This window comes from Massilia pinisoli (assembly GCF_024753285.1).
In the GTDB taxonomy this organism is placed as follows: Bacteria; Pseudomonadota; Gammaproteobacteria; order Burkholderiales; family Burkholderiaceae_D; genus Telluria; species Telluria pinisoli.
Genome location: NZ_JANUGW010000004.1, coordinates 23,796 through 43,079 on the forward strand (window position 1 = coordinate 23,796; position 19,284 = coordinate 43,079).

The window sequence follows — 19,284 nt, forward strand, 5'->3', positions numbered from 1 at the left end:
TTGGTGGGCACCCCGTGCCCACGCGGACGTTTGCGGTGTGTTGGCGCTACAAGCAACAAAACAAACGGCCCGGAACCGCTTGCGCGGTCCGGGCCGTTCGGCTTCCAGAGGGAGGGGGAAGCGGTGATGCTTAGGCAGCAGCGGCCGAGTTGGCGGCAGCGCCAGCCTTGCGGGTGGCTTGCGTGAACTGCGACACGGCGGCGTTCAGGTTCGACTCGATCGCCTCGACGGCCTGCTTGGTCGTCTTGGTGAACTGCTCGTAGCCGGCGTTGGCGTTGCTGATGGCGGTCTTCAGGGCCGAGACATAGGTCTCCGAACCAGCCGGGGCGTTCTTGGTCACTTCGTCGACCAGCGAGATCACCTTGCGGTTGACTTCGGCGAACTGGCTTTCGGCGGCTTTCGAGAACTCGGCGCCGGTGTCGGCGGCGATCGATGCCACCTGGCGGCTGTAGGCCAGGGCCTTTTCAGCGGCCGGCTGCGCTTGCGAAGCCGACACGGTGAAGAATTCTTGGGCATCCTTGACGGCCAGCAACTGACGCGCCGTTGCCGACGAATCCTCGAGGGCGGCCTTGACGGTGTTGATGTTCAGGTCCACCAGCTTTTCCACGCCTTCGAAGGTCTTGGAGGTCAGGGCCGAAAACAGCGCAAACTGGGATTCGAGGTTGGCTTTGGTCGCGTTCGAAAACTGCTCAGGAAATGCAAACATATGGTTCTCCAGTAATGGATCGTTATGTGAACTTTGCTTTTGAGGTGCCCGTGGACACCTGCTTTGGACCAGTGAAGCGGTGCTGCAAAAAACGTCTACTGCTTGAACATCTCGGCGATTGTGCGTCGCAACATGAAGCCATTTTTCACGGTTTTCGATTGTGCGTCAAGCATTTTTGATGCGTCGCACAATTGAACCGTAATCTCTTGAGTGAGATCAATGGATTCAAACGTTTGCGCGACTTTTGTTTGCGTCGTTACAACACTTTAGTGCTATGCAGCAAGCCGCCGGGCGGCCGACCCGCCGTGATAAACTTGCCTTCCAATCATTCGACGTGGCCCGGCGCGTCCGCATACTTTTTGACGATGTCCGATACGATCGCAAACCAGGCCACGCAGCACGCGCGCTGGCAAGTCCTGACGCCGCTGTTCTTCGTTTTCCTCTGGAGCACCGGCTTCATCGCCGCGAAATACGGGTTGCCGTATGCGCCGCCGCTGTCGTTCCTGATTCTGCGCTGCCTGGGCGCCGTGCTGATCCTGCTCCCCGTCGTGCTGCTCACGGGGGCCGCCTGGCCCCGCGGGCGCGTGAAGCACGTGGCCGTGGCCGGGCTGTTGCTGCAGGCCGGCTACCTGGGCGGTGTCTGGTGCGCCATCAAGCTGGGCATGCCGGCCGGGCTGTCCGCGCTGATCGTCGGCATGCAGCCCATCCTGACGGCGATCGCCGCGCCGCTCGTCGGCGAACGGGTGCGGCCGCGCCAGTGGCTGGGGCTGCTGCTGGGCCTGTCCGGCGTGGCCCTCGTCGTCGCCGCGAAAATTCATTTGAACGGATTGGCACCCGCGGCGATCGCGCTGTGCGTGCTCGCGCTGCTGTCGATCACGGCGGGCACGCTCTATCAGAAACGCTTCTGTCCACACTTCGACCTGCGCACCGGCACCGTGATCCAGTACGCGACGACGGCGCTGGCGCTGCTGCCGCTCGCCGTCCGGCTGGAAGGATTCGGGCCGAGTCTGGACGCCATCCGCTGGACGCAGCAATTCGTGGGCGCGCTGCTGTGGTCCATCCTGGCGCTGTCGATCGGCGCCATCTTCCTGCTGTTCCGCCTCATCAGCCGCAACGACGCCACCCGTGTCACGAGCCTGCTGTACCTGACGCCCCCGACGACCGCGCTGATGGCCTGGGCCATGTTCGGCGAACGGTTGAGCAGCCTGGGCCTGGTCGGCATGGCCGTCGCCGTGATGGGCGTCGCGTTCGTCGTCAAAAAATAAAATGTAAAGGAGGCTCAATGATCACCAGCGAACAACAACGTGCCGTGGACGCCGCCATCACGTCGCGGCGCTCGATCCGCGCGTATCTGCCGACCCCGGTCGCGCGCGAAGACGTGGAAGCGATCCTGTCCGTGGCTGCGCGCGCGCCGTCCGGCACGAACACGCAGCCGTGGAAAGTGCACGTGCTGACGGGCGCCGCGAAGGAACGCCTGTCCGACCGTATCCTTGCCGCCTACGGCGACCCGGCCCAGGTCCGCGAGCATGTCGAGGAGTACGCCTACTACCCGCGCGAATGGGTGTCGCCATTCGTCGACCGGCGCCGCAAGGTCGGCTGGGACCTGTATGCGCTGCTGGGCCTCACGCGCGACAACAAGGCCGGCATGGCGGCCCAGCACGGCCGCAACTACCGCTTCTTCGACGCGCCCGTCGGCATGATTTTCACGATCGACCGCATCATGGAGCAGGGCTCCTGGCTCGACTACGGCATGTTCCTGCAGAACATCATGGTCGCCGCGCGCGGCCGCGGCCTCGACACCTGTCCGCAAGCCGCGTTCACGCAGTTCCACCGCATCATTTCCGCGGAGCTCGGCCTGCCCGACAGCGAGATGGTCGTGTGCGGCATGGCGCTCGGTTATGCCGATCCGGACAAGGTCGAAAACACGCTCGTCACGGAGCGCGAACCGGTGTCGAATTTCGCGCGCTTCCTGGACTAGCAGAGTATGGTTGTCTTCGCAAGCTATTGAAAAATCAAGAGATTTCTACAACGCATTGCTTTTTGCGTTCTAGAAAAAAGCGAGCGCAGGTGGTACATTCGGTGGGTGCGCACTTGCGCTTCAATCGTCATCCGCTACACTGCATTTAGTGCTCTTCAGTTCGCGTTCAAGGATTTTCAGATGCTCAAGCTCGCGTTGGCAGCCGCCATTTCCATGATGTTCGTGCTCGAACCCGCCGCAGCCGCGACCAAGCACAAGGGCCATGCGACTTCGACCAAGCGCGTGAAGGCCAAGCGTGCCGATTCGGCCAAGCTGAGCGCGGACGACAACCGCGAGCGCCTCGTGCGCCGCATCGCGATCGTGCACGGCAAGCGCCGCGTTGTGTACCAGCGAATCCGCCATGTCGCGCCGGCCGTCGCCCTGCCCAGCGCCGGCGACATCGCCGGCCTGAACCACACGCACGACCCGCTCGAACTGCGTTCCAATGTGGCTTATGTGATCGACCAGACGAGTTCGGAAGTGCTGTTCGAAAAGAATCCCGCCGTCGCGCTGCCCATTGCCTCGATCACGAAGCTGATGACGGGCCTGCTCGTCGTGGAAGCCCAACAGGACCTGAACGAGGTGTTGACGATTACCGATGCCGACGTCGACCACCACAAGTTCACCAGCTCGCGTCTTCCGGTCGGCGCTCGCATGACGCGCGGCAACCTGCTGCACATCGCGCTGATGAGCTCTGAAAACCGTGCCGCCGCGGCACTGGGCCGCAATTATCCGGGCGGTATCCAGGCGTTCGTCGAGGCGATGAATGCGAAGGCGCGCGAGCTCGGGATGAACGACACGCACTACGTGGATTCGAGCGGCCTGTCGAGCCAGAACGTGTCGAGCGCGCGCGACCTGGCCAAGCTGGTCAAGGTGGCGCATGAGGAACCGCTGCTGCGCCAGTACACGACGGACCCGCAATACGTCGTGGAAGCGAGCGGCCGGGCGCTGCAGTACCACAACACGAACTACCTCGTCGCTTCGCCCGACTGGAACATCGGTCTGCAGAAGACGGGCTTCATCAACGAAGCGGGGCGCTGCCTCGTGATGCAGGCCATGATTCAAGGGCGCAACGTGATCATGGTGTTCCTCGATTCGAAGGGCAAGCAGTCGCGTACGGCCGACGCGGGCCGCATGCGCCGCTGGCTCGAGGCCCTGAAGCCGGCCGGCATTCCTGCCACGGCGGCAGCGGGCGTGCCCGTGACCGTGTCGGCCACGGTGCCGGCGACGGTGTCCGCCGCCGCGGCGGCGCCCGTCGTGCAGTAATCACACGCCTCGGGCGCCGCGTCAGGCTGCCCCGCCTACCCGGTGTCCCAAGGTCGCGGAAATCTGCGCCGCCGTGTTCACCAGGTCTTCCAGCCATTCGTCCTGCAAGCGGTCGGCCGGTGCCGAGATCGACAGGCCCGCGACCAGCTTGCCGCTGTCGTCGTGGATGCCGGCCGCCATGCAGCGCACGCCCAGTTCCAGTTCCTCGTTGTCGCGCGCATAGCCGCGCGCGCGCACGAGCGACAGTTCGCGCTCCAGGCGCGTCAGATCCGTGATCGAGTTCTTGTTGTGGCCCGCGAGGCCCGTGCGCGTCGCGTAGGCGCGGATCGCCTTCGGCTCGTCGATCGACAGGAACAGCTTGCCCGTCGACGTCAGGTGCAGCGGACCGCGCCCGCCGATCGCGCGCACGACCTGCATGCCGGAGCGCTCGGAGAACGCGCGGTCGATGTAGACGATCTCGTCGCCCTGGCGCACGGACAGGTTGACGGTCTGCTTGGTCTTGTTGTGCAGCGCCCGCATCAGGTCGACGGCGGCTTCGCGCACGGACAGCCGGCTCTTGACCACGTTGCCCAGTTCGAGCAGGCGCATGCCGAGGCGGTAGGTGCCCGGTTCCACGCGGTCGACGAAACGCGTCACGACCATGTCGTTCAGGATCCGGTGCGCCGTCGACGGGTGCAGGCCCGAGATCTTGGACAACTCTTTCAGGCTGACGGGGTCGGGATACATCGCCAGCACGTCGAGCAAGGCCACCATGCGCTCGATGACCTGGATGGAAGTTTTCGCCGGTTCAGGGGATTCCATTTTCATGATGTGGTTGGTGCAGTGCGGTATATTTCTCTACTTTATACCATAATGTGAAAATAAGTGGTAATGCTATCGGTTTGTGTTGCGCGAGGGTGGCGCTGTGTGGGCATAATGGCGATTCTGTACAGATTGTCGAAACTACATGGATCAACCGAGCAGCGAGTTCAAGAGTAAGGGCGGCCTGAGCCGTATCGCGGGCGCATTCCGCTATTCCATCCAGGGGTTCCAGACGGCGTGGCGCAACGAACACGCGTTCCGCCAGGAGGTGATGGTGGCCGTGCCGGCCGCCGTCATCGCGTTATTGCTGAAGATTTCGGCATTCCAGAAGCTGGCGCTGATCGCGGTGCTGGGCCTGGTGCTGCTCGTGGAGCTGATCAATGCGGCCATCGAAGCCGTCGTCGACCGTGTGTCGCTGGAACGCCATCCGCTGTCCAAGGCCGCGAAGGACCTGGGCAGCGCCGCCGTGGCGCTGGCGATCGCGATGGCGTCCGCCACCTGGGCCGTCGTGTTGTACAACCGCTTTTTCTGACGCACCGGCACGCCACCCATGCGTGGCGCACCGTTCATCAACCTGAAGGAGATGACCATGACCTTACGCCTGGGCGACACCGCACCGGACTTCGAGCAGGATTCCACTATCGGCCGCATCCGCTTCCATGAATGGGCGGGCGATTCGTGGGTCGTGCTGTTCTCGCATCCGGCCGACTTCACGCCCGTGTGCACGACCGAGCTGGGCCTGACCGCGAAACTCAAGCCGGAATTCGACAAGCGCAACGTCAAGGCGATCGCGCTGTCCGTCGACCCGGCCGAGCAGCACAAGGCCTGGATCAAGGATATCGAGGAAACCCAGCAGACCGTCGTCGGCTTCCCGATCATCGCGGACGCGGACAAATCGGTCTCGCAGCTGTACGACATGATCCACCCGAACCAGTCGGCCACGGCCACCGTGCGCTCGCTGTTTGTGATCGATCCGGCCAAGAAGATCCGCCTGATGATCACTTACCCGATGAGCACGGGCCGCAATTTCGACGAGGTGCTGCGCGTGATCGACGCCCTGCAACTCACGGACGGCTATACCGTGGCGACGCCGGGCAACTGGAAAGATGGCGACGACGTCATTATTCCGCTGACCGTGCAGGATCCGGACCAGCTCGCGCAGAAGTATCCGAAAGGGTTCACGGCGCCGCGGCCGTATTTGCGCATCACGCCGCAGCCGAATAAATAAACGCGGTAGGGTGGACGGCTCGTCATTGAGTCCCCCGGACTCAATGACTCCACGCGTTCAACGGACGTCGATTCGCCCTGCGGTGTGCTTGTGCTGCTTGGACGCGTGGACGGCACAGCCGTCCACCCTACGCACCGCCCGCATAAGCAAATAAGGAACGTATCGTTTGCTTTACGGCTGAGGGCATTTACCCTTGGAGCCAACCTGGGGGTAAAGCATGTCGATTACATATATTTTGTCGGGATTCGCCGTTGGCCTGCTGGTCGGCATGACGGGCGTCGGCGGCGGTTCGCTGATGACGCCGCTGTTGACCTTGCTGTTCGGCGTCACGCCGTCCGTCGCCGTCGGCACCGACCTTGCCTTCGCCTCGATCACCAAAACCGCCGGCACCATCACCCATCGCTCGCGCGGCACCGTCCACTGGAACATCGTCGGCAGGCTGTGCCTCGGCGCGCTGCCGGCGGCGCTCCTCGCCACCCTGGCGCTGCAATATTTCGGGCCGCTGAACGCGGCGATCGGAAAGGTGATCCGCTATTCGATCGCCGTGTCCGTGCTGCTGACCGTCGTGGCGATCCTGTTCCGCGGCAAGATGCTCGCCTGGGTCAACGCCAAGCCGTCGCGCCAGCTGCAGGGGCGCAGCCTCGTTGCCGCCACCGTCGCGTCGGGTGCGGTGCTGGGCACCCTGGTGACCATTTCGTCGATCGGCGCGGGCGCGATCGGCGCCACCTTGCTCGTCATGCTGTACCCGCGCCTCACGCCGGCCGAGGTCGCGGGCACCGACATCGCCTATGCCGTGCCGCTGACCGCGATCGCGGCCGTCGGCCATTGGTGGCTGGGCTCGATCAACTGGCCCTTGCTGATCGCCTTGCTGATCGGTTCCTTGCCGGGCATCACACTCGGTTCCTGGGCCGCCCGGGCCATGCCGGAGAGAGTCCTCCGGGGCGTGCTGGCGATGACGCTGGCGGGAGTGGCGGTCAAGCTGCTCCACTGAGCCGAACCGAGCAAAAGGCGCCGCGAGGCGCCTTTCTGTTTTTGGCCGGGCTAATACGGGAATCTTCTATGCAAATGAGGAATGCTTCGTTTGTAATATGTCATTCTGATGAGATTATTTGGTTCTGTTAGAAGAAATTGTAATAAGGCGTACGATGACCACTTTACTATCGCGTAACAGCGCAAACCGGGTGATCCCCGGCTTCGGGCTGTCGCTCGGGTTCACGATTTTCTATCTCGCGCTGATCGTGCTGATCCCGCTGTCGGCGATCTTCCTCAAGACGTTCACGATGAGCTGGGACGCGTTCGTCAGTGCCGTCTCGTCGCCGCGCGTGATGGCGTCGTACCGGCTGAGCTTCGGCGCCGCGCTGATCGGCGCCGCCATCAACGTCGTGTTCGGCGGCATCGTCGCGTGGGTCCTGGTGCGCTACCAGTTCCCGGGCAAGCGCTTCGTCGACGCGCTCGTCGACCTGCCGTTCGCGCTGCCGACCGCCGTCGCCGGCATCACGCTGACGGCGCTGTATTCGTCGAACGGCTGGATCGGCCAGTATCTGGAAAAGGCCGGCATCAAGGTCGCGTTCACGCCGCTGGGCGTCGTCATCGCGCTGACGTTCATCGGCCTGCCGTTCGTCGTGCGCACGGTGCAGCCCGTGCTGGAAGACGCGGAGTGCGAACTGGAAGAGGCGGCCGCCAGCCTGGGCGCGAGCCCGTGGCAGACGTTTACCCGCGTGATCCTGCCGAGCGTCGTGCCTGCGCTGCTGACGGGCTTCGCCCTCGCGTTCGCGCGCGCCACGGGCGAATACGGTTCCGTCATCTTCATCGCCGGCAATATGCCGATGGTGTCGGAGATCACGCCGCTGTTCATCATCACCAAGCTGGAGCAATACGACTACACGGGCGCCACCGCGATCGCCGTCGTGATGCTGATCGTGTCGTTCATCCTCCTGCTGGCCATCAACCTGCTGCAGGCCTGGGCGCGCAAGCGCGCGGGGAAGTGACATGAGTGCCGTCCTCGACAATCACCTGAAAGACAAGGCCGCCGTGGCCGCGCATGCGCCGCGCAAGGCGACCAATACGCTGGAGCCGGGCTGGGTGCGCTACGCGTTGATCGCCGTCGCCCTCGTGTTCCTCACGCTGTTCCTGTTCGTGCCGCTCGTGGCCGTGTTCACCGAAGCGCTGAAAAAGGGCTGGGACACGTACAAGGAATCCGTGCTCGATCCGGATGCGCTGTCCGCCATCCGGCTGACGTTCATCGCGGCCGGCATCGCCGTCCCGCTGAACCTCGTGTTCGGCGTGGCGGCAGCCTGGACAATCGCCAAGTTCGACTTTCCCGGCAAGAGCATCCTGCTGTCGCTGATCGACCTGCCGTTTTCCGTGTCGCCCGTGATCGCGGGCCTGATCTACGTGCTGCTGTTCGGCTCGCAGGGCTGGTTCGGCCCGTGGCTGATGGACCACGACATCAAGATCCTGTTCGCCGTGCCCGGCATCGTGCTGGCGACCGTGTTCGTCACGTTCCCGTTCGTCGCCCGCGAACTGATCCCGCTGATGCAGGCGCAGGGCAGCGAAGAGGAAGAGGCCGCGCTCGTGCTGGGCGCGTCCGGCTGGAAGACCTTCTGCAAGGTCACGCTGCCGAACATCAAGTGGGGCCTGCTGTACGGCGTGATCCTGTGTAATGCCCGCGCGATGGGCGAGTTCGGCGCCGTGTCCGTCGTGTCGGGCCACATCCGCGGCGAGACGAACACGATGCCGCTGCAGGTCGAGATCCTCTACAACGAATACAACTTCACGGCCGCGTTCGCGATCGCATCGCTGCTCGCGCTGCTGGCCCTCGTCACACTGGCCGTGAAAACCTTTATCGAATGGCGTTTGCACCAGGCCCAAAAGGCCAGCGTGCAGGGCCACACCACGGAGCATTGACATGACGATCGAAGTTGAGCACATCCGCAAGCAGTTCGGCCAGTTCACGGCGCTGGACGACGTGTCGCTGAAGTTCGCCGACGGCGAGCTGACGGCACTGCTGGGCCCGTCGGGCTGCGGCAAGACGACGCTGCTGCGCATCATCGCCGGCCTCGAGTTTCCGGACGCGGGCAGGGTACTGCTCGATGGCGCCGACGCGTCGGCCCGCCACGTGCGCGAGCGCCAGGTCGGCTTCGTGTTCCAGCATTACGCGCTGTTCAAGCACATGACCGTGTTCGAGAACGTCGCCTTCGGCCTGCGCGTGAAGCCCCGCAAGGAACGCCCGTCCGAAGCGCAGATCCGCGAGAAGGTCAAGAAGCTGCTCGAACTCGTGCAGCTGGACTGGATCGCCGACCGCTATCCGCCGCAGCTGTCGGGTGGCCAGCGCCAGCGCATCGCCCTCGCGCGCGCGCTCGCCGTGGAACCGCGCGTGCTGCTGCTGGACGAGCCGTTCGGCGCGCTCGACGCGAAAGTGCGCAAGGAATTGCGGCGCTGGCTGCGCCAGCTGCACGACGAGCTGCACGTGACGTCGATCTTCGTCACGCACGACCAGGAAGAGGCGCTCGAAGTGGCGGACCAGGTCGTGCTGATGAACAAGGGACACGTCGAGCAGCTGGGTACGCCGAGCGACGTCTACAACCACCCGGCGTCCCCGTTCGTCTACGGCTTCCTCGGCAACGTGAACCTGTTCCACGGCCGCGTGCACGACGGCGTGCTGGCCAGCGGCGACGCCACGTTCCACGCGCCGCAGTACGCCGACGTGCAGAACGGCGAGGGCATCGCCTACGTGCGTCCGCACGACCTGGATGTCGAACGCTATGTGCCGGGCGGCGAAGGCGTCGCCGTCAAACTGCGGCGCGCGCACGCGATCGGCCCGCTGGCCCAGCTGGACCTGGAGCGTGCGGACAATGCGCAGATCATCGAGGCTGTCATTCCCAACGAGCGTTACCGCGAACTGGGCTTGCGCGACGGCGAGACGCTGCTGGTGAAGCCACGGCGCATGCATGTCTTCGTCGACCAAGGAGCCGACATATGAATTTCCAGCAGCTGCGATCGGTGCGCGAAGCGGCGCGCCGCAATTTCAACCTGACGGACGTGGCGACTGCCCTGTTCACGTCGCAGCCGGGCGTGTCGCGCCAGATCCGCGAACTGGAGGACGAACTGGGCGTCGTCATTTTCGAGCGCAACGGCAAGCGCCTCACGGGGCTCACGGACCCGGGCAAGGGCATCCTGAAGATCATCGAGCGGCTGCTCGTGGAGGCCGAGAACCTGCAGCAGGCCAGCAGCGAATACGCCGCACAGGACAGCGGGACGCTCACCGTCGCCGTCACGCACACGCAGGCGCGCTACGCGCTGCCGCAGGTCGTGCAGGCGTTCCGCGCGGCGTTCCCCGGTGTGCGCATCGCCCTGCAGCAGAGCGCGCCGGAACACATCGCCGAGTGGGTGCTGTCGGGCCGCGCCGACATCGGCATCGCGACGGAAGGCCTGTCCGCGTTCCCAGACCTCGTGTCGTTCCCGTGCTATCGCTGGAGCCACCTCGTCGTCGTGCCGGACGGCCACCCGCTGCTGCAGCGATCGCCGATCAAGCTGTCGGACCTGGCCGAGTTCCCGCTGATTACGTACGACGTGGGCTTCACGGGCCGCAGCCACATCGACGCCGCGTTCGCCGCTGCGGGCGTGAGCCCGGACATCATGCTGACGGCGATGGATTCGGACGTCATCAAGCAGTACGTGTCGCTGGGCATGGGCGTCGGGATCGTCGCGTCGATGGCGTTCGATCACGGCCGCGACCGCGGGCTGCGTGCGATCGAGTCGTCGCACCTGTTCGCACCGAACGTGACGCGCCTCGCGGTGCGCCGCGGCGCGTACCTGCGCGCGTATGCCTACGATTTCATCGAGCGCTTTGCGCAGGGTTTCACGAAGTCGGATATCGAGAAGGCGCTGCATCCCGCCGAGGCGGCGTAACGCCTCAGCCTTGCGCGCGCAGCGCGTCCGCGCACTCGCGCACGAGCGCGGGACCGCGGTAGATCAGGCCGCTGTACAGCTGCACGAGCTGGGCGCCGGCCGCGATCTTGGCCTTGGCGTCGCGTCCGCTGAGGATGCCGCCCACGCCGATGATGGGCACGGCATCACCCACTTCCGCCTTCAGCGCGCGGATCACGATGTTCGATTGTTCGAACACGGGCGCGCCCGACAGGCCGCCCTGTTCGCCCGCATGGCGCATGCCTTCCACGTCGCGGCGGCCCAAGGTCGTGTTGGTGGCGATCACGCCGTCGATGCGGTGGCGGACCAGCGCGGCGCCGATGTTGCGGATCTGGTCGCCGTCGACGTCCGGCGCGATCTTCAGCGCCAGCGGCACGTAGTTGCCGTACTTGTCGGCCAGGCGCGACTGCTCTTCCTTCAGCTGCGACAGCAGCGCATCCAGTTCCGACGCGCCCTGCAGCTGGCGCAGGTTCTTCGTGTTCGGCGACGAGATGTTGACGGTCACGTAGCTCGCATACGGGTACACCTTGCGCAGGCACGTCACGTAGTCGTCGGCGGCCCGTTCGATGGGCGTGTCCGCATTCTTGCCGATGTTCAGGCCCAGCACGCCCTGGCGGTCCTGGTAGAAACGGGAGGCCTGGACGTTGGCGACGAACGCGTCGACGCCGCCGTTGTTGAACCCCATGCGGTTGATGATGCCGCGCGCGGCCGGCAGGCGGAACATGCGCGGGCGCGGGTTGCCGGGCTGGGCGCGCGGGGTCACGGTGCCGATCTCGATGGAGCCGAAGCCGAGCGCCGCGAGGCCGTCGATGTACGCGCCGTCCTTGTCGAGACCGGCGGCGAGACCCACCGGGTTCGGGAACGTGATGCCCATCACCGTACGCGGGTCCGGCTTCGGCTTCTTGACGATGCCGGTCCACCCCATCGCGGCGGCGCGGCGCAGCGCGGGCAGCGTCAGGTTGTGAGCCGTTTCGGGATCGAGGGAGAACAGTAGCGGGCGGGCGAGTGCGTACAGGAGTTTGTCGGACATGGTGGCCTAATTCAGAATTCGCGACATTTTACCTTGTGTGGAGGCAATGCCGCACTTTCATCGCCACCGGCGGGCCGTCAACGTTCCAGCACACCCCACGCGCCGTCAATACGCGCTTCCAGCGGCCTGAAATTGATCTTGTACGCCATCTTAGGGCTCTGTTCGATCCAGTAGCCGAGGTAGACGTAGGGCAGCCCCAGCTCGCGCGCCTGGCCGATCTGCCACATCACGTTGTACGTACCGTACGAGGCGCCGGCCACGTCCGGGTCGAAGAACGTGTAGACGGACGACAGGCCGTCGGACAGCACGTCGATGATCGACACCATGCGCAAGGTGCCGTCCGGTTCGCGGAATTCCACGAGGCGCGTGTTGACGCGGCTTTGCAGCAGGAATTGCGCGTACTGGTCGCGGCTGTCCTGGTCCATGCCGCCGCCCACGTGGCGCGTGGTCTGGTAGCGCAGGTACAGCGCATAGTGCTCGTCGGAGAACGACAGGTTGGCCACCATCGCCGTCAGGTCGTCGTGGCGCTTCCACGCGCGCCGCTGGCTGCGGTTCGGGGCAAACTGTTCCGCGGCCACGCGCACGGGGATGCAGGCGCGGCAGCCGTCGCAATAGGGGCGGTACGTGAAGATGCCGCTGCGGCGAAAGCCGTTGCGCACGAGTTCCGAATAGACGTCCGCATTGATCAGGTGCGACGGGGTGGCGACCTGCGACCGGGCCTGGCGTGCGTCGAGATAGCTGCAAGGATACGGTGCCGTGGTATAGAACTGCAGCGTGGAAAATGGCAGATCATTCAGGTGCGTCATGCAAGGCTCTCGGAACGACGTGTGTATGACCCATTGTAGCCAAAGACGGCGCCGCGCACCGTTAGGTGGTCAACGGTGGCGTGATTTCCCAGCGTTCGATGGGCGGTTCCGCGATTGCGTGGCGCAGATGCCGCAGGAAATCGCGGCGCGGGATCGGCACGGCGCCCAGCGAGGCCAGGTGGCCGGTCTCCTGCTGGCAGTCGATCAATGTCACGCCGTGGCTGCGCACGAAGGCGACGAGGTAGGCCAGCGCGACCTTTGACGCGTCCGACACGCGCGCGAACATCGATTCGCCATAGAACATGCGGCCGATGCATACGCCATAGGCGCCGCCGACCAGTTCGCCGTCCAGCCACACCTCGGACGAGTGCGCATAGCCCATGCGGTGCAGGCCCGTGTAGCCGGCGATGATGTCTTCCGAGATCCACGTGCCGGGCCCGTCCTTGCGCGGGGCGGCGCAGGCGCGCATCACGGCCTCGAAGGCGCCGTCGAAGCGCACGACCCATGGTCCGCCGGCCTGGCGGCTGCGCTCGATCTTGCGCAACGTCTTCTTGAGGCTGTCGCTGACCTTGAAGCGCTCGGTGTACAGCACCATGCGCGGGTCGGTGCTCCACCACAGGATCGGCTGGCCCTCGGAAAACCAGGGGAAGATGCCGTTCCGGTACGCCTGCAGCAGGCGTTGCGGCGAGAGGTCGGCACCGGCTGCGAGCAGGCCCGGCGCGTCCGTCGTCAACGCTTCGGACACGTCGGGAAACGGCGTATGGGCCTCGAGCCAGGGAATCATGGTCGTGCGGTTGTCAGTCGGGTTGGACAGGTGCGCGCATGGGCCCGGCGATGTCGTGCGTGTGGAAGCCGTAGGTGCCGCCGTGCTCACGGATGCGGGCGCGGTCGGCGAAGAACAGTTCGAGCGTCGTGCGGATGGTGGGGAACGCGAGGTCGCTCCACGGGATCTCGCCCTCGCTGAACAATTGCACGTCCAGGCTTTCGATGCCGGGCGCGAAATCGAGGTCGACGAGGCGGGCGAGGTAGAACATGTGGACCTGGTGCACGTGCACGACATTCAGCAAGGTGAACAAATGGCCCAGCTCGACGTTGGCACCCGCTTCCTCTTCCGTCTCGCGCGCGGCGGCGGCGCTCGTCGTCTCGCCGTTTTCCATGAAGCCGGCGGGCAGCGTCCAGTAGCCGTAGCGCGGCTCGATGGCGCGCTTGCACAGCAGGACCTTGAGCTCGCCGTCCTGTTCCCAAACGGGAATCGAGCCGATCACCATCTTCGGGTTCTGGTAATGGATGGTGCCGCAATGGGTGCACACGAAACGGGGACGGTTGTCGCCTTCGGGAATGGTCACCGTGAGCGGGTGGGCGCACTCGGAACAGAATTTCATAGGAAACGGATGAATTGAATTGTCCTTACTTTACCATTGTATCGGACCCGCGGTGCCGCAATCCGCCTGCGGTTCGCGGGGACGACAGAGGCAGCTTATGCTGCGATTCCGGGCCGACTTAGAACCGCGATTGCCTAAAGTGCCAAAGGTGCGTATAATGCAAAGCATCAGACGCGGGGTGGAGCAGTCTGGCAGCTCGTCGGGCTCATAACCCGAAGGTCACAGGTTCAAATCCTGTCCCCGCAACCAGATTCCAAAGCCGTTGATCCTGTTCAGGATCAACGGCTTTTTCGTTTTGGTCCTTCGATTCGACCCTGCTCAAGTCTCCCCACCATCCGCGCAACGCCCGCCGTCCGGCCCGGTCGAAGTCTCCGTGTGCATGAAGAGCGGAGCGAATGAATGATTACCGTGGAAGAGATCAACGACGCATGGGGCTGGACCGGTCTTCATGCCGTCGAGGTGTTGGGCGAGAACGCCTTCGGCAACCTGATCGTGCGCGACGACGAGGGCATGTACTGGCGGCTGTCGCCGCAAGACCTCAGGTGCGAACCTGTCGCGGAAGACCGCGCCGCGCTCGACGCCCTGTCGTACAACCAGGAATTCCTCGACGGCTGGTACATGCCGGACCAGGTGCGCCTGGCCGAGACGGCGCTGGGCCCGCTGACGGCCGGGCGCAAGTACTGCCTGCGGATCCCGAGCGCGCTGGGCGGGCACTACGGGCGCGACAACCTGGCCATGGCCCCGCTGCACGAGCTGATCCGTTTTTCCGGCGAAGGCGCCCAGCAGTTCGACGGGCTGCCCGGCTGGGATGCGTTCGCCTAGAAACGGCGCAGCAGGCCCAGCTGGAACAGGTCGCGGTCGTTCGTCTTGCGGAACGTCTTGATGCGATTGAAGTTCACGATGAACCGTGTGTGCGCGGACAGCGCATGTTCGGCCTCGAACGTAACGAGCAGATTCGTGGCCGTGCGATTGCCGTCGCGCCGGTTCGCGGCGACATACGGGCCGAGACCGGCGCTCATCGAGAAGCGCGGCGTGACGGGCTGCACGTACGACAGCTGGCCCGCGAGCCCGCGCCGGTCCACGCGCGCACCGTCGTCGCCTTCGAACAGGAATTTGTAGCCGATGCCCCAGCGCCCCGCATACTGCCTGGCCTCGAGCACGGCCGCATGGGCGCCGTGGGTGCCTGCCATGTTCGTGATCGACGTGCCGATCGTGGCGCCGAGCCACAGCCGGCCCTCCGGCATGACGGCAGTCGCCGGCTCGGCCGCGCCGAATTGCCGGCCGATGCCGAACACGAGCGCGTCCGACCGGTGCACCGTGTGCATGGCCACGTGGTTGAAGCCGAGGCGCAAGTGCGTACCGGATGGCCCGGGCACGGACACACGCAGCGCTGCGCTGACGAGTGCGCCCAGGCGGGCGTCGTCGATCTGCACGCCGGCGATCTTCGTCGTGTTCATGCTGAGGTAGGGGCCGACGCCCAGTTCGCCCGTCCACGCGGGCGCCAAGCGGCGCACGGCCAGCCATTGCAGCGCGAAGCCGTCGCGGTGGTTGTTGTCCGGATGGCCTTCGTTGTAGTGGACGAAGTCGACGCGCATGGTCCAGCCGGGCGGCAGGGCGAGGCCGAGTATGTCGTGCTGCTGGCGTCCCGCGCGGACTTCGAACGTGCGCCCCCGCATCCAGCGGTCGCCGCTCGCGTTGCCGCCGTGGATGCGGCCGTTGCCGAACGCGGCCGAGAGATACGCGCCGCGGTCGTCGGGGTCCTCCGGTGCGGCCGCCGCGTCCGCGTGGGTCAACGCGGCGTGCATCACCAGCACCGCCGCCATGCATATTGTCGCTGTCATGATCACCTCTGCTCGGGTCCTCCTGGATGGCGTCTAGGAGCAGTCTGGACAAGCGTGGCGGGTAAGCCTTGTGGCCGCGTAAAAGCCGGCGCCGGCCCGTTTGGCTGGCGTCAGCCGGCGTCCTGGCTCAGGCTGGCCCACAGATAGGCGGCGGCCATCGTGCGGTGCGGGCGATATGCTTCCAGGAACGCTTCCGCTTCGCGCAGGCCGGGACGTTCCGTGCCGCGCAGGCGGCCGATGGCATTGCGCACGGCCACGTCGCCGTGCAGCGAGCAATCCGCATAGCCCCAGCCGCGCAGCAACCCGTAGTTGACGGTCCACGGGCCGATGCCCTTGACGGCGAGCAGGCGCTCGCCGACGGCGGCCGGGTCGTCCGCGCGATCCAGCGACAGCGCACCCTCCGCGACGAGGCGGGCGAAGCGCAGCAGGGTTTCCGCTTTCGCACCGGAGAACTTGCGGCTGGTGAGTTGTTCGAGGCCGAGGCGGGCCACGTCCGCCGCTTCCGGATAACACCACAGGCCGCTCGAATGGGCGCGTCCCGCCACGCCGATGAACGTGCGGCGCAGCGCGATCGCGAACGACAGGTTGATCTGCTGGCCGATGATGGCCCACGTCAGCGCCTCGAACACGGTGGCGGACTGGATCACGCGCAGGCCCGGCTGGCGCGCGACGACGGGGCCGAGCAGGGGATCGTCGCGCACGGCGGCCTCGAACGGCGCGGGATCGATACGCAGGCCCAGCATGTTCACGAGAGCGTCGTGCACGGCGTCGCCGGGTGCCGCGCCATCGCTGGTGACGGTGCACTCGGCGCGGTCCGCGTGCAGCGTGATGTCGAGCATGACGGGCACGCCGCCCAGCAGGACGCCCTTGCGGATGCGACCAGTGTCCGGCTCGACCCGTTCGGCCAGCGCATCGGCATCGCGGCCGTGGAACGTGAAGGCGTCCGCGTGGCGGTAGCCGGCGGGCAGCGCGATCGTGTGGCGGTGCACGCTCATTTGCCCGACGCCGTCACCGGCGCGGCGCGGCCGAAGCGGGGCACGAAGCCCGTCACGAACGCCGTGCCCACCAGCACGATCGCGGACCCCGCGACCGTGTACCAGCCGATCGCCTCGCCCAGGAACAGGCGGCCCCACAGGATGCCGAAGACGGGACTCAGGAACGTGACGGTGAGGGCGGACGTCGTGCCCACTTCCTCGATCAGCTTGAAGTACAGGATGTAGGCGATGCCGCTGCACAGCACGCCCAGCGCGATGACGGCACCGACGATGCCGACCGTCGGCGCGCCCGTGGGCGGGAACAGCGGCAGGGCGGGGAGCACCATCAGCGCGGACGTCCACATCGTGCCGTGCGCGTTGGCGAACGGCTCGACGCTCGTCGCCGTGCGCGCATACTGGCTCGCGATGCTGTAGCACAGCGCTCCCGCCAGCGCGGCGGCGACGGCAATACCGGCGCCCGGACGGGTGGTCGCGTGGTCGAAGCCGACGAGCAGCGCGACGCCCACGGTGCCCAGCACGAGGCCCAGCGCCGTGCGCCCGCCGATCCGCTGGCGGTTCCACACGGCGCCCAGCAGGGCGCCCCACATCGGCGCCGTGGCGTTCAGCACGGCGAGCACGGACGCCGGCAACGTACGCGCGGCGAACGCGAACAGCAGGAACGGGAACGCGGAATTGAAGAAGCCGAGGATGAAGTAATGCTTCCAGTGGGCGCGCAGGTCGAGTCGCTTCTTGAGGACGACGCCGACGCCGGCCAGGAACAGCGCGGCGAACAGTACGCGGAATTCGATCAGCACGGCGGGCCCCAGCGTGGGCGCGCTGAGGCGCATGAAGAGGAATGAGCCGCCCCAGATGGCGGCAAGCACGATGAGGCGCAGCAGGTTGGTAGTGTTCATGGTTCCTGGGTCGGTATCAGGTCGGACCGGCGCCGGATGATAGGGCGCGCGGCTTGCCCCGCCTTCCCGTTTCTTGCGCTCGAATTGCGCGGCGGGGGTGGGGAATTGGTCATGATACAAAAAGTGTGGCGGTGCTGCTGGCGGCCGGCTGATTTGCGGCTGGCTGGACGCGTGGACGGCGAGCCGTCCACCCTACCCGAGATGCGTGGACCACCTGTCCACCGAGCTCGGAACGGATGCGAAAAGGGCCGCGGATGCGGCCCTGGTTCACGTTGCGGATACTCGCGTGCTCACGGCACCAGCGGCTTCTTCGCAGACCGCTTCGCCTTGACCTCCGCGATCGCCTTCTCCACCGCCACGAGCCGCTGCGGCAGTGCCGGATGATTGGCGCTGTAGCCGTTCAACACGCTGGTCGGATACGTCTCGGCCAGGCGTGTCCAGAATGCGGGCGCGTCCTTGATGTCATAGCCGGCGCGCGCGGCCAGGTAGATGCCGAGGCGGTCGGCGGCGGCATCGGCTTCCGCCGGCATCGCCTTGATGCCGCCGCTGCCGATCAGCAGCGACGTGTCGGGCGTGATGCTCTTGAGGTTGTCGATGATGGTGCCGATCGTCGCGCTGTTGTGCTGCGCGGTCGCGTGGCCCAGCATGTTGTGGGCCATCGTCTTGGCCAGCACGAACGCCAGTTCGTCGTCGTCGTGCGTGAAGTTGATCATGCCGCGCGTGACGAGCACCCGCGAACCGTCCGCGTAGGCGTTGACGTTGTCCGAGTTGCCCAGCTCGATCGCGAACGCGCACGCGCGCGTGACGGGGACCGTCAGCTGGCGCTCGCTGCGGCGGCGTTCGACCGTCATCGGCAGGCTCGCCGTGACCTTGCCGAACACGGCGCCGGCCTGGGACAGCGCGTGTTCCCCGGTCGGCAGCGGCTTGCCGCCGGCGGTGAGGAGGACGTCGCCCGTCTGCAGCCCCGCGCGCGCGGCGCCGCTGCCGGCCAGGACGCCCGTCACCTGCAGGCGTTCGTCCATGCCGAAGGCGACGTGGGCCGCCTCGTTGTATTCGCCCGGATAGGACCAGCGGTTCTTCGCCGTGAAGCCCAGCAGGTTGCGGGCCTGGCCCTTGCACAATTCGGCATTCTGGATCAGCAGCGGGGCGGCGACCTTGTACAACCGGTCCTGCAAGCCCGCCATCTTCGTCAGGGTGTCGGCCGCGGCGGCCATTTGCGGCGTCAGGGACGGCGCTTCCGCGTTGCGTTCGACGATGCGCGGCCCGGCGGACGGTTGGCGCGGTGCCTGCGTGGCGCAGGCCGACAGCAGCAGGGCTGCGGTGATGCCCAGCGCGGACGTCTTGAAGCCCGCGGGGCGCTGACGATGAATGCCGGTCATGTGCTCCTCAT

The 19,284-nt window shown here is 65.9% G+C and carries 21 protein-coding genes and 1 tRNA gene; 12 read left to right on the forward strand and 10 right to left on the reverse strand.

The features are described 5' to 3' along the window. Positions 1–130 precede the first annotated feature (130 nt). A complete protein-coding gene (phaP, locus tag NX784_RS06440; RefSeq protein ID WP_258815840.1) occupies positions 131–706 on the reverse strand; it encodes a TIGR01841 family phasin in 576 nt (191 codons plus the stop codon). A 365-nt stretch (positions 707–1,071) separates the two neighbouring features. Here phaP and NX784_RS06445 point away from each other — a divergent pair, with 365 nt between their 5' ends. The 3 genes from NX784_RS06445 to pbpG all read left to right on the forward strand — a co-directional run bounded on the left by NX784_RS06445 (position 1,072) and on the right by pbpG (position 3,989). Further along, entirely contained in the window at positions 1,072–1,971 is a 900-nt protein-coding gene (locus NX784_RS06445) for a DMT family transporter (protein ID WP_258815841.1), read from the forward strand. 17 nt (positions 1,972–1,988) lie between these two features. Next, the gene (locus NX784_RS06450; protein WP_258815842.1) at positions 1,989–2,684 is read left to right on the forward strand and encodes a nitroreductase; all 696 of its coding nucleotides are present in this window, start codon (positions 1,989–1,991) and stop codon (positions 2,682–2,684) included. Between the two features lie 180 nt (positions 2,685–2,864). After that, positions 2,865–3,989 carry a D-alanyl-D-alanine endopeptidase gene (pbpG, locus tag NX784_RS06455; RefSeq protein WP_258815843.1) on the forward strand — a complete coding sequence of 375 codons (1,125 nt, stop codon included), beginning with the start codon at positions 2,865–2,867 and terminating at the stop codon, positions 3,987–3,989. A gap of 21 nt (positions 3,990–4,010) precedes the next feature. Here pbpG and NX784_RS06460 read toward each other — a convergent pair whose 3' ends face one another. Further along, complete coding sequence (locus NX784_RS06460; RefSeq protein ID WP_258815844.1) at positions 4,011–4,796, reverse strand: IclR family transcriptional regulator; 786 nt, start codon at positions 4,794–4,796, stop codon at positions 4,011–4,013. A 139-nt stretch (positions 4,797–4,935) separates the two neighbouring features. Between NX784_RS06460 and NX784_RS06465 the strand changes: the two genes are divergently transcribed. The 7 genes from NX784_RS06465 to NX784_RS06495 all read left to right on the forward strand — a co-directional run bounded on the left by NX784_RS06465 (position 4,936) and on the right by NX784_RS06495 (position 10,929). Further along, positions 4,936–5,322: a diacylglycerol kinase gene (locus tag NX784_RS06465; protein ID WP_258815845.1), complete on the forward strand. Its 387-nt coding sequence runs from the start codon at positions 4,936–4,938 to the stop codon at positions 5,320–5,322. A 57-nt stretch (positions 5,323–5,379) separates the two neighbouring features. After that, positions 5,380–6,018, forward strand: coding sequence for a peroxiredoxin (locus NX784_RS06470; RefSeq protein ID WP_166858582.1), 639 nt, complete (start codon positions 5,380–5,382; stop codon positions 6,016–6,018). Positions 6,019–6,235: 217 nt separating this feature from the next. After that, positions 6,236–7,009: a sulfite exporter TauE/SafE family protein gene (locus NX784_RS06475; RefSeq protein ID WP_258815846.1), complete on the forward strand. Its 774-nt coding sequence runs from the start codon at positions 6,236–6,238 to the stop codon at positions 7,007–7,009. 154 nt (positions 7,010–7,163) lie between these two features. Then, positions 7,164–8,006 (forward strand): sulfate ABC transporter permease subunit CysT, encoded by an 843-nt coding sequence (cysT, locus tag NX784_RS06480; protein ID WP_258815847.1) that lies wholly within the window; start codon positions 7,164–7,166, stop codon positions 8,004–8,006. Between the two features lies 1 nt (position 8,007). After that, positions 8,008–8,925: a sulfate ABC transporter permease subunit CysW gene (gene cysW, locus NX784_RS06485; RefSeq protein WP_258815848.1), complete on the forward strand. Its 918-nt coding sequence runs from the start codon at positions 8,008–8,010 to the stop codon at positions 8,923–8,925. 1 nt (position 8,926) lies between these two features. After that, positions 8,927–10,000, forward strand: a complete 1,074-nt coding sequence (locus NX784_RS06490; RefSeq protein ID WP_258815849.1) for a sulfate/molybdate ABC transporter ATP-binding protein — start codon at positions 8,927–8,929, stop codon at positions 9,998–10,000. After that, positions 9,997–10,929 (forward strand): CysB family HTH-type transcriptional regulator, encoded by a 933-nt coding sequence (locus NX784_RS06495; RefSeq protein WP_258815850.1) that lies wholly within the window; start codon positions 9,997–9,999, stop codon positions 10,927–10,929. The genes NX784_RS06490 and NX784_RS06495 overlap by 4 nt, the downstream gene beginning before the upstream one ends. Positions 10,930–10,933: 4 nt before the next feature. Here the strand turns inward: NX784_RS06495 and NX784_RS06500 are convergent, their stop codons facing one another. The 4 genes from NX784_RS06500 to NX784_RS06515 all read right to left on the reverse strand — a co-directional run bounded on the left by NX784_RS06500 (position 10,934) and on the right by NX784_RS06515 (position 14,165). Further along, a complete protein-coding gene (locus tag NX784_RS06500; protein WP_258815851.1) occupies positions 10,934–11,977 on the reverse strand; it encodes a quinone-dependent dihydroorotate dehydrogenase in 1,044 nt (347 codons plus the stop codon). Between the two features lie 77 nt (positions 11,978–12,054). Continuing rightward, a complete protein-coding gene (locus tag NX784_RS06505; RefSeq protein WP_258815852.1) occupies positions 12,055–12,783 on the reverse strand; it encodes an arginyltransferase in 729 nt (242 codons plus the stop codon). Positions 12,784–12,844: 61 nt separating this feature from the next. Further along, complete coding sequence (gene aat / locus NX784_RS06510; protein ID WP_258815853.1) at positions 12,845–13,567, reverse strand: leucyl/phenylalanyl-tRNA--protein transferase; 723 nt, start codon at positions 13,565–13,567, stop codon at positions 12,845–12,847. 13 nt (positions 13,568–13,580) lie between these two features. After that, the gene (locus NX784_RS06515) at positions 13,581–14,165 is read right to left on the reverse strand and encodes an NUDIX hydrolase (protein WP_258815854.1); all 585 of its coding nucleotides are present in this window, start codon (positions 14,163–14,165) and stop codon (positions 13,581–13,583) included. Positions 14,166–14,337: 172 nt separating this feature from the next. Between NX784_RS06515 and NX784_RS06520 the strand changes: the two genes are divergently transcribed. Continuing rightward, positions 14,338–14,414 (forward strand) — tRNA-Met (locus NX784_RS06520). Between the two features lie 150 nt (positions 14,415–14,564). Next, the gene (locus NX784_RS06525) at positions 14,565–14,987 is read left to right on the forward strand and encodes a T6SS immunity protein Tdi1 domain-containing protein (protein WP_258815855.1); all 423 of its coding nucleotides are present in this window, start codon (positions 14,565–14,567) and stop codon (positions 14,985–14,987) included. Here NX784_RS06525 and NX784_RS06530 read toward each other — a convergent pair. From NX784_RS06530 to NX784_RS06545, 4 genes are all read right to left on the reverse strand, one after another. Beyond that, a complete protein-coding gene (locus NX784_RS06530) occupies positions 14,984–16,006 on the reverse strand; it encodes a hypothetical protein (RefSeq protein ID WP_258815856.1) in 1,023 nt (340 codons plus the stop codon). The genes NX784_RS06525 and NX784_RS06530 overlap by 4 nt on opposite strands. 110 nt (positions 16,007–16,116) lie before the next feature. After that, positions 16,117–17,001, reverse strand: a complete 885-nt coding sequence (locus NX784_RS06535; RefSeq protein ID WP_258815857.1) for a DNA-3-methyladenine glycosylase family protein — start codon at positions 16,999–17,001, stop codon at positions 16,117–16,119. Then, the gene (locus tag NX784_RS06540) at positions 16,998–17,894 is read right to left on the reverse strand and encodes a DMT family transporter (protein ID WP_258815858.1); all 897 of its coding nucleotides are present in this window, start codon (positions 17,892–17,894) and stop codon (positions 16,998–17,000) included. The genes NX784_RS06535 and NX784_RS06540 overlap by 4 nt, the downstream gene beginning before the upstream one ends. 290 nt (positions 17,895–18,184) lie before the next feature. Further along, positions 18,185–19,273: a M48 family metallopeptidase gene (locus NX784_RS06545; protein WP_258815859.1), complete on the reverse strand. Its 1,089-nt coding sequence runs from the start codon at positions 19,271–19,273 to the stop codon at positions 18,185–18,187. Between the last annotated feature and the right edge of the window lie 11 nt (positions 19,274–19,284).

What these genes read in the sequence shown, in the direction of transcription:
- phaP (WP_258815840.1), bottom strand. Translation starts at nt 706, where the DNA reads ATGTTTGCATTTCCTGAGCAGTTTTCGAACGCGACCAAAGCCAACCTC.
- NX784_RS06445 (WP_258815841.1), top strand. Translation starts at nt 1,072, where the DNA reads ATGTCCGATACGATCGCAAACCAGGCCACGCAGCACGCGCGCTGGCAA.
- NX784_RS06450 (WP_258815842.1), top strand. Translation starts at nt 1,989, where the DNA reads ATGATCACCAGCGAACAACAACGTGCCGTGGACGCCGCCATCACGTCG.
- pbpG (WP_258815843.1), top strand. Translation starts at nt 2,865, where the DNA reads ATGCTCAAGCTCGCGTTGGCAGCCGCCATTTCCATGATGTTCGTGCTC.
- NX784_RS06460 (WP_258815844.1), bottom strand. Translation starts at nt 4,796, where the DNA reads ATGAAAATGGAATCCCCTGAACCGGCGAAAACTTCCATCCAGGTCATC.
- NX784_RS06465 (WP_258815845.1), top strand. Translation starts at nt 4,936, where the DNA reads ATGGATCAACCGAGCAGCGAGTTCAAGAGTAAGGGCGGCCTGAGCCGT.
- NX784_RS06470 (WP_166858582.1), top strand. Translation starts at nt 5,380, where the DNA reads ATGACCTTACGCCTGGGCGACACCGCACCGGACTTCGAGCAGGATTCC.
- NX784_RS06475 (WP_258815846.1), top strand. Translation starts at nt 6,236, where the DNA reads ATGTCGATTACATATATTTTGTCGGGATTCGCCGTTGGCCTGCTGGTC.
- cysT (WP_258815847.1), top strand. Translation starts at nt 7,164, where the DNA reads ATGACCACTTTACTATCGCGTAACAGCGCAAACCGGGTGATCCCCGGC.
- cysW (WP_258815848.1), top strand. Translation starts at nt 8,008, where the DNA reads ATGAGTGCCGTCCTCGACAATCACCTGAAAGACAAGGCCGCCGTGGCC.
- NX784_RS06490 (WP_258815849.1), top strand. Translation starts at nt 8,927, where the DNA reads ATGACGATCGAAGTTGAGCACATCCGCAAGCAGTTCGGCCAGTTCACG.
- NX784_RS06495 (WP_258815850.1), top strand. Translation starts at nt 9,997, where the DNA reads ATGAATTTCCAGCAGCTGCGATCGGTGCGCGAAGCGGCGCGCCGCAAT.
- NX784_RS06500 (WP_258815851.1), bottom strand. Translation starts at nt 11,977, where the DNA reads ATGTCCGACAAACTCCTGTACGCACTCGCCCGCCCGCTACTGTTCTCC.
- NX784_RS06505 (WP_258815852.1), bottom strand. Translation starts at nt 12,783, where the DNA reads ATGACGCACCTGAATGATCTGCCATTTTCCACGCTGCAGTTCTATACC.
- aat (WP_258815853.1), bottom strand. Translation starts at nt 13,567, where the DNA reads ATGATTCCCTGGCTCGAGGCCCATACGCCGTTTCCCGACGTGTCCGAA.
- NX784_RS06515 (WP_258815854.1), bottom strand. Translation starts at nt 14,165, where the DNA reads ATGAAATTCTGTTCCGAGTGCGCCCACCCGCTCACGGTGACCATTCCC.
- NX784_RS06525 (WP_258815855.1), top strand. Translation starts at nt 14,565, where the DNA reads ATGATTACCGTGGAAGAGATCAACGACGCATGGGGCTGGACCGGTCTT.
- NX784_RS06530 (WP_258815856.1), bottom strand. Translation starts at nt 16,006, where the DNA reads ATGACAGCGACAATATGCATGGCGGCGGTGCTGGTGATGCACGCCGCG.
- NX784_RS06535 (WP_258815857.1), bottom strand. Translation starts at nt 17,001, where the DNA reads ATGAGCGTGCACCGCCACACGATCGCGCTGCCCGCCGGCTACCGCCAC.
- NX784_RS06540 (WP_258815858.1), bottom strand. Translation starts at nt 17,894, where the DNA reads ATGAACACTACCAACCTGCTGCGCCTCATCGTGCTTGCCGCCATCTGG.
- NX784_RS06545 (WP_258815859.1), bottom strand. Translation starts at nt 19,273, where the DNA reads ATGACCGGCATTCATCGTCAGCGCCCCGCGGGCTTCAAGACGTCCGCG.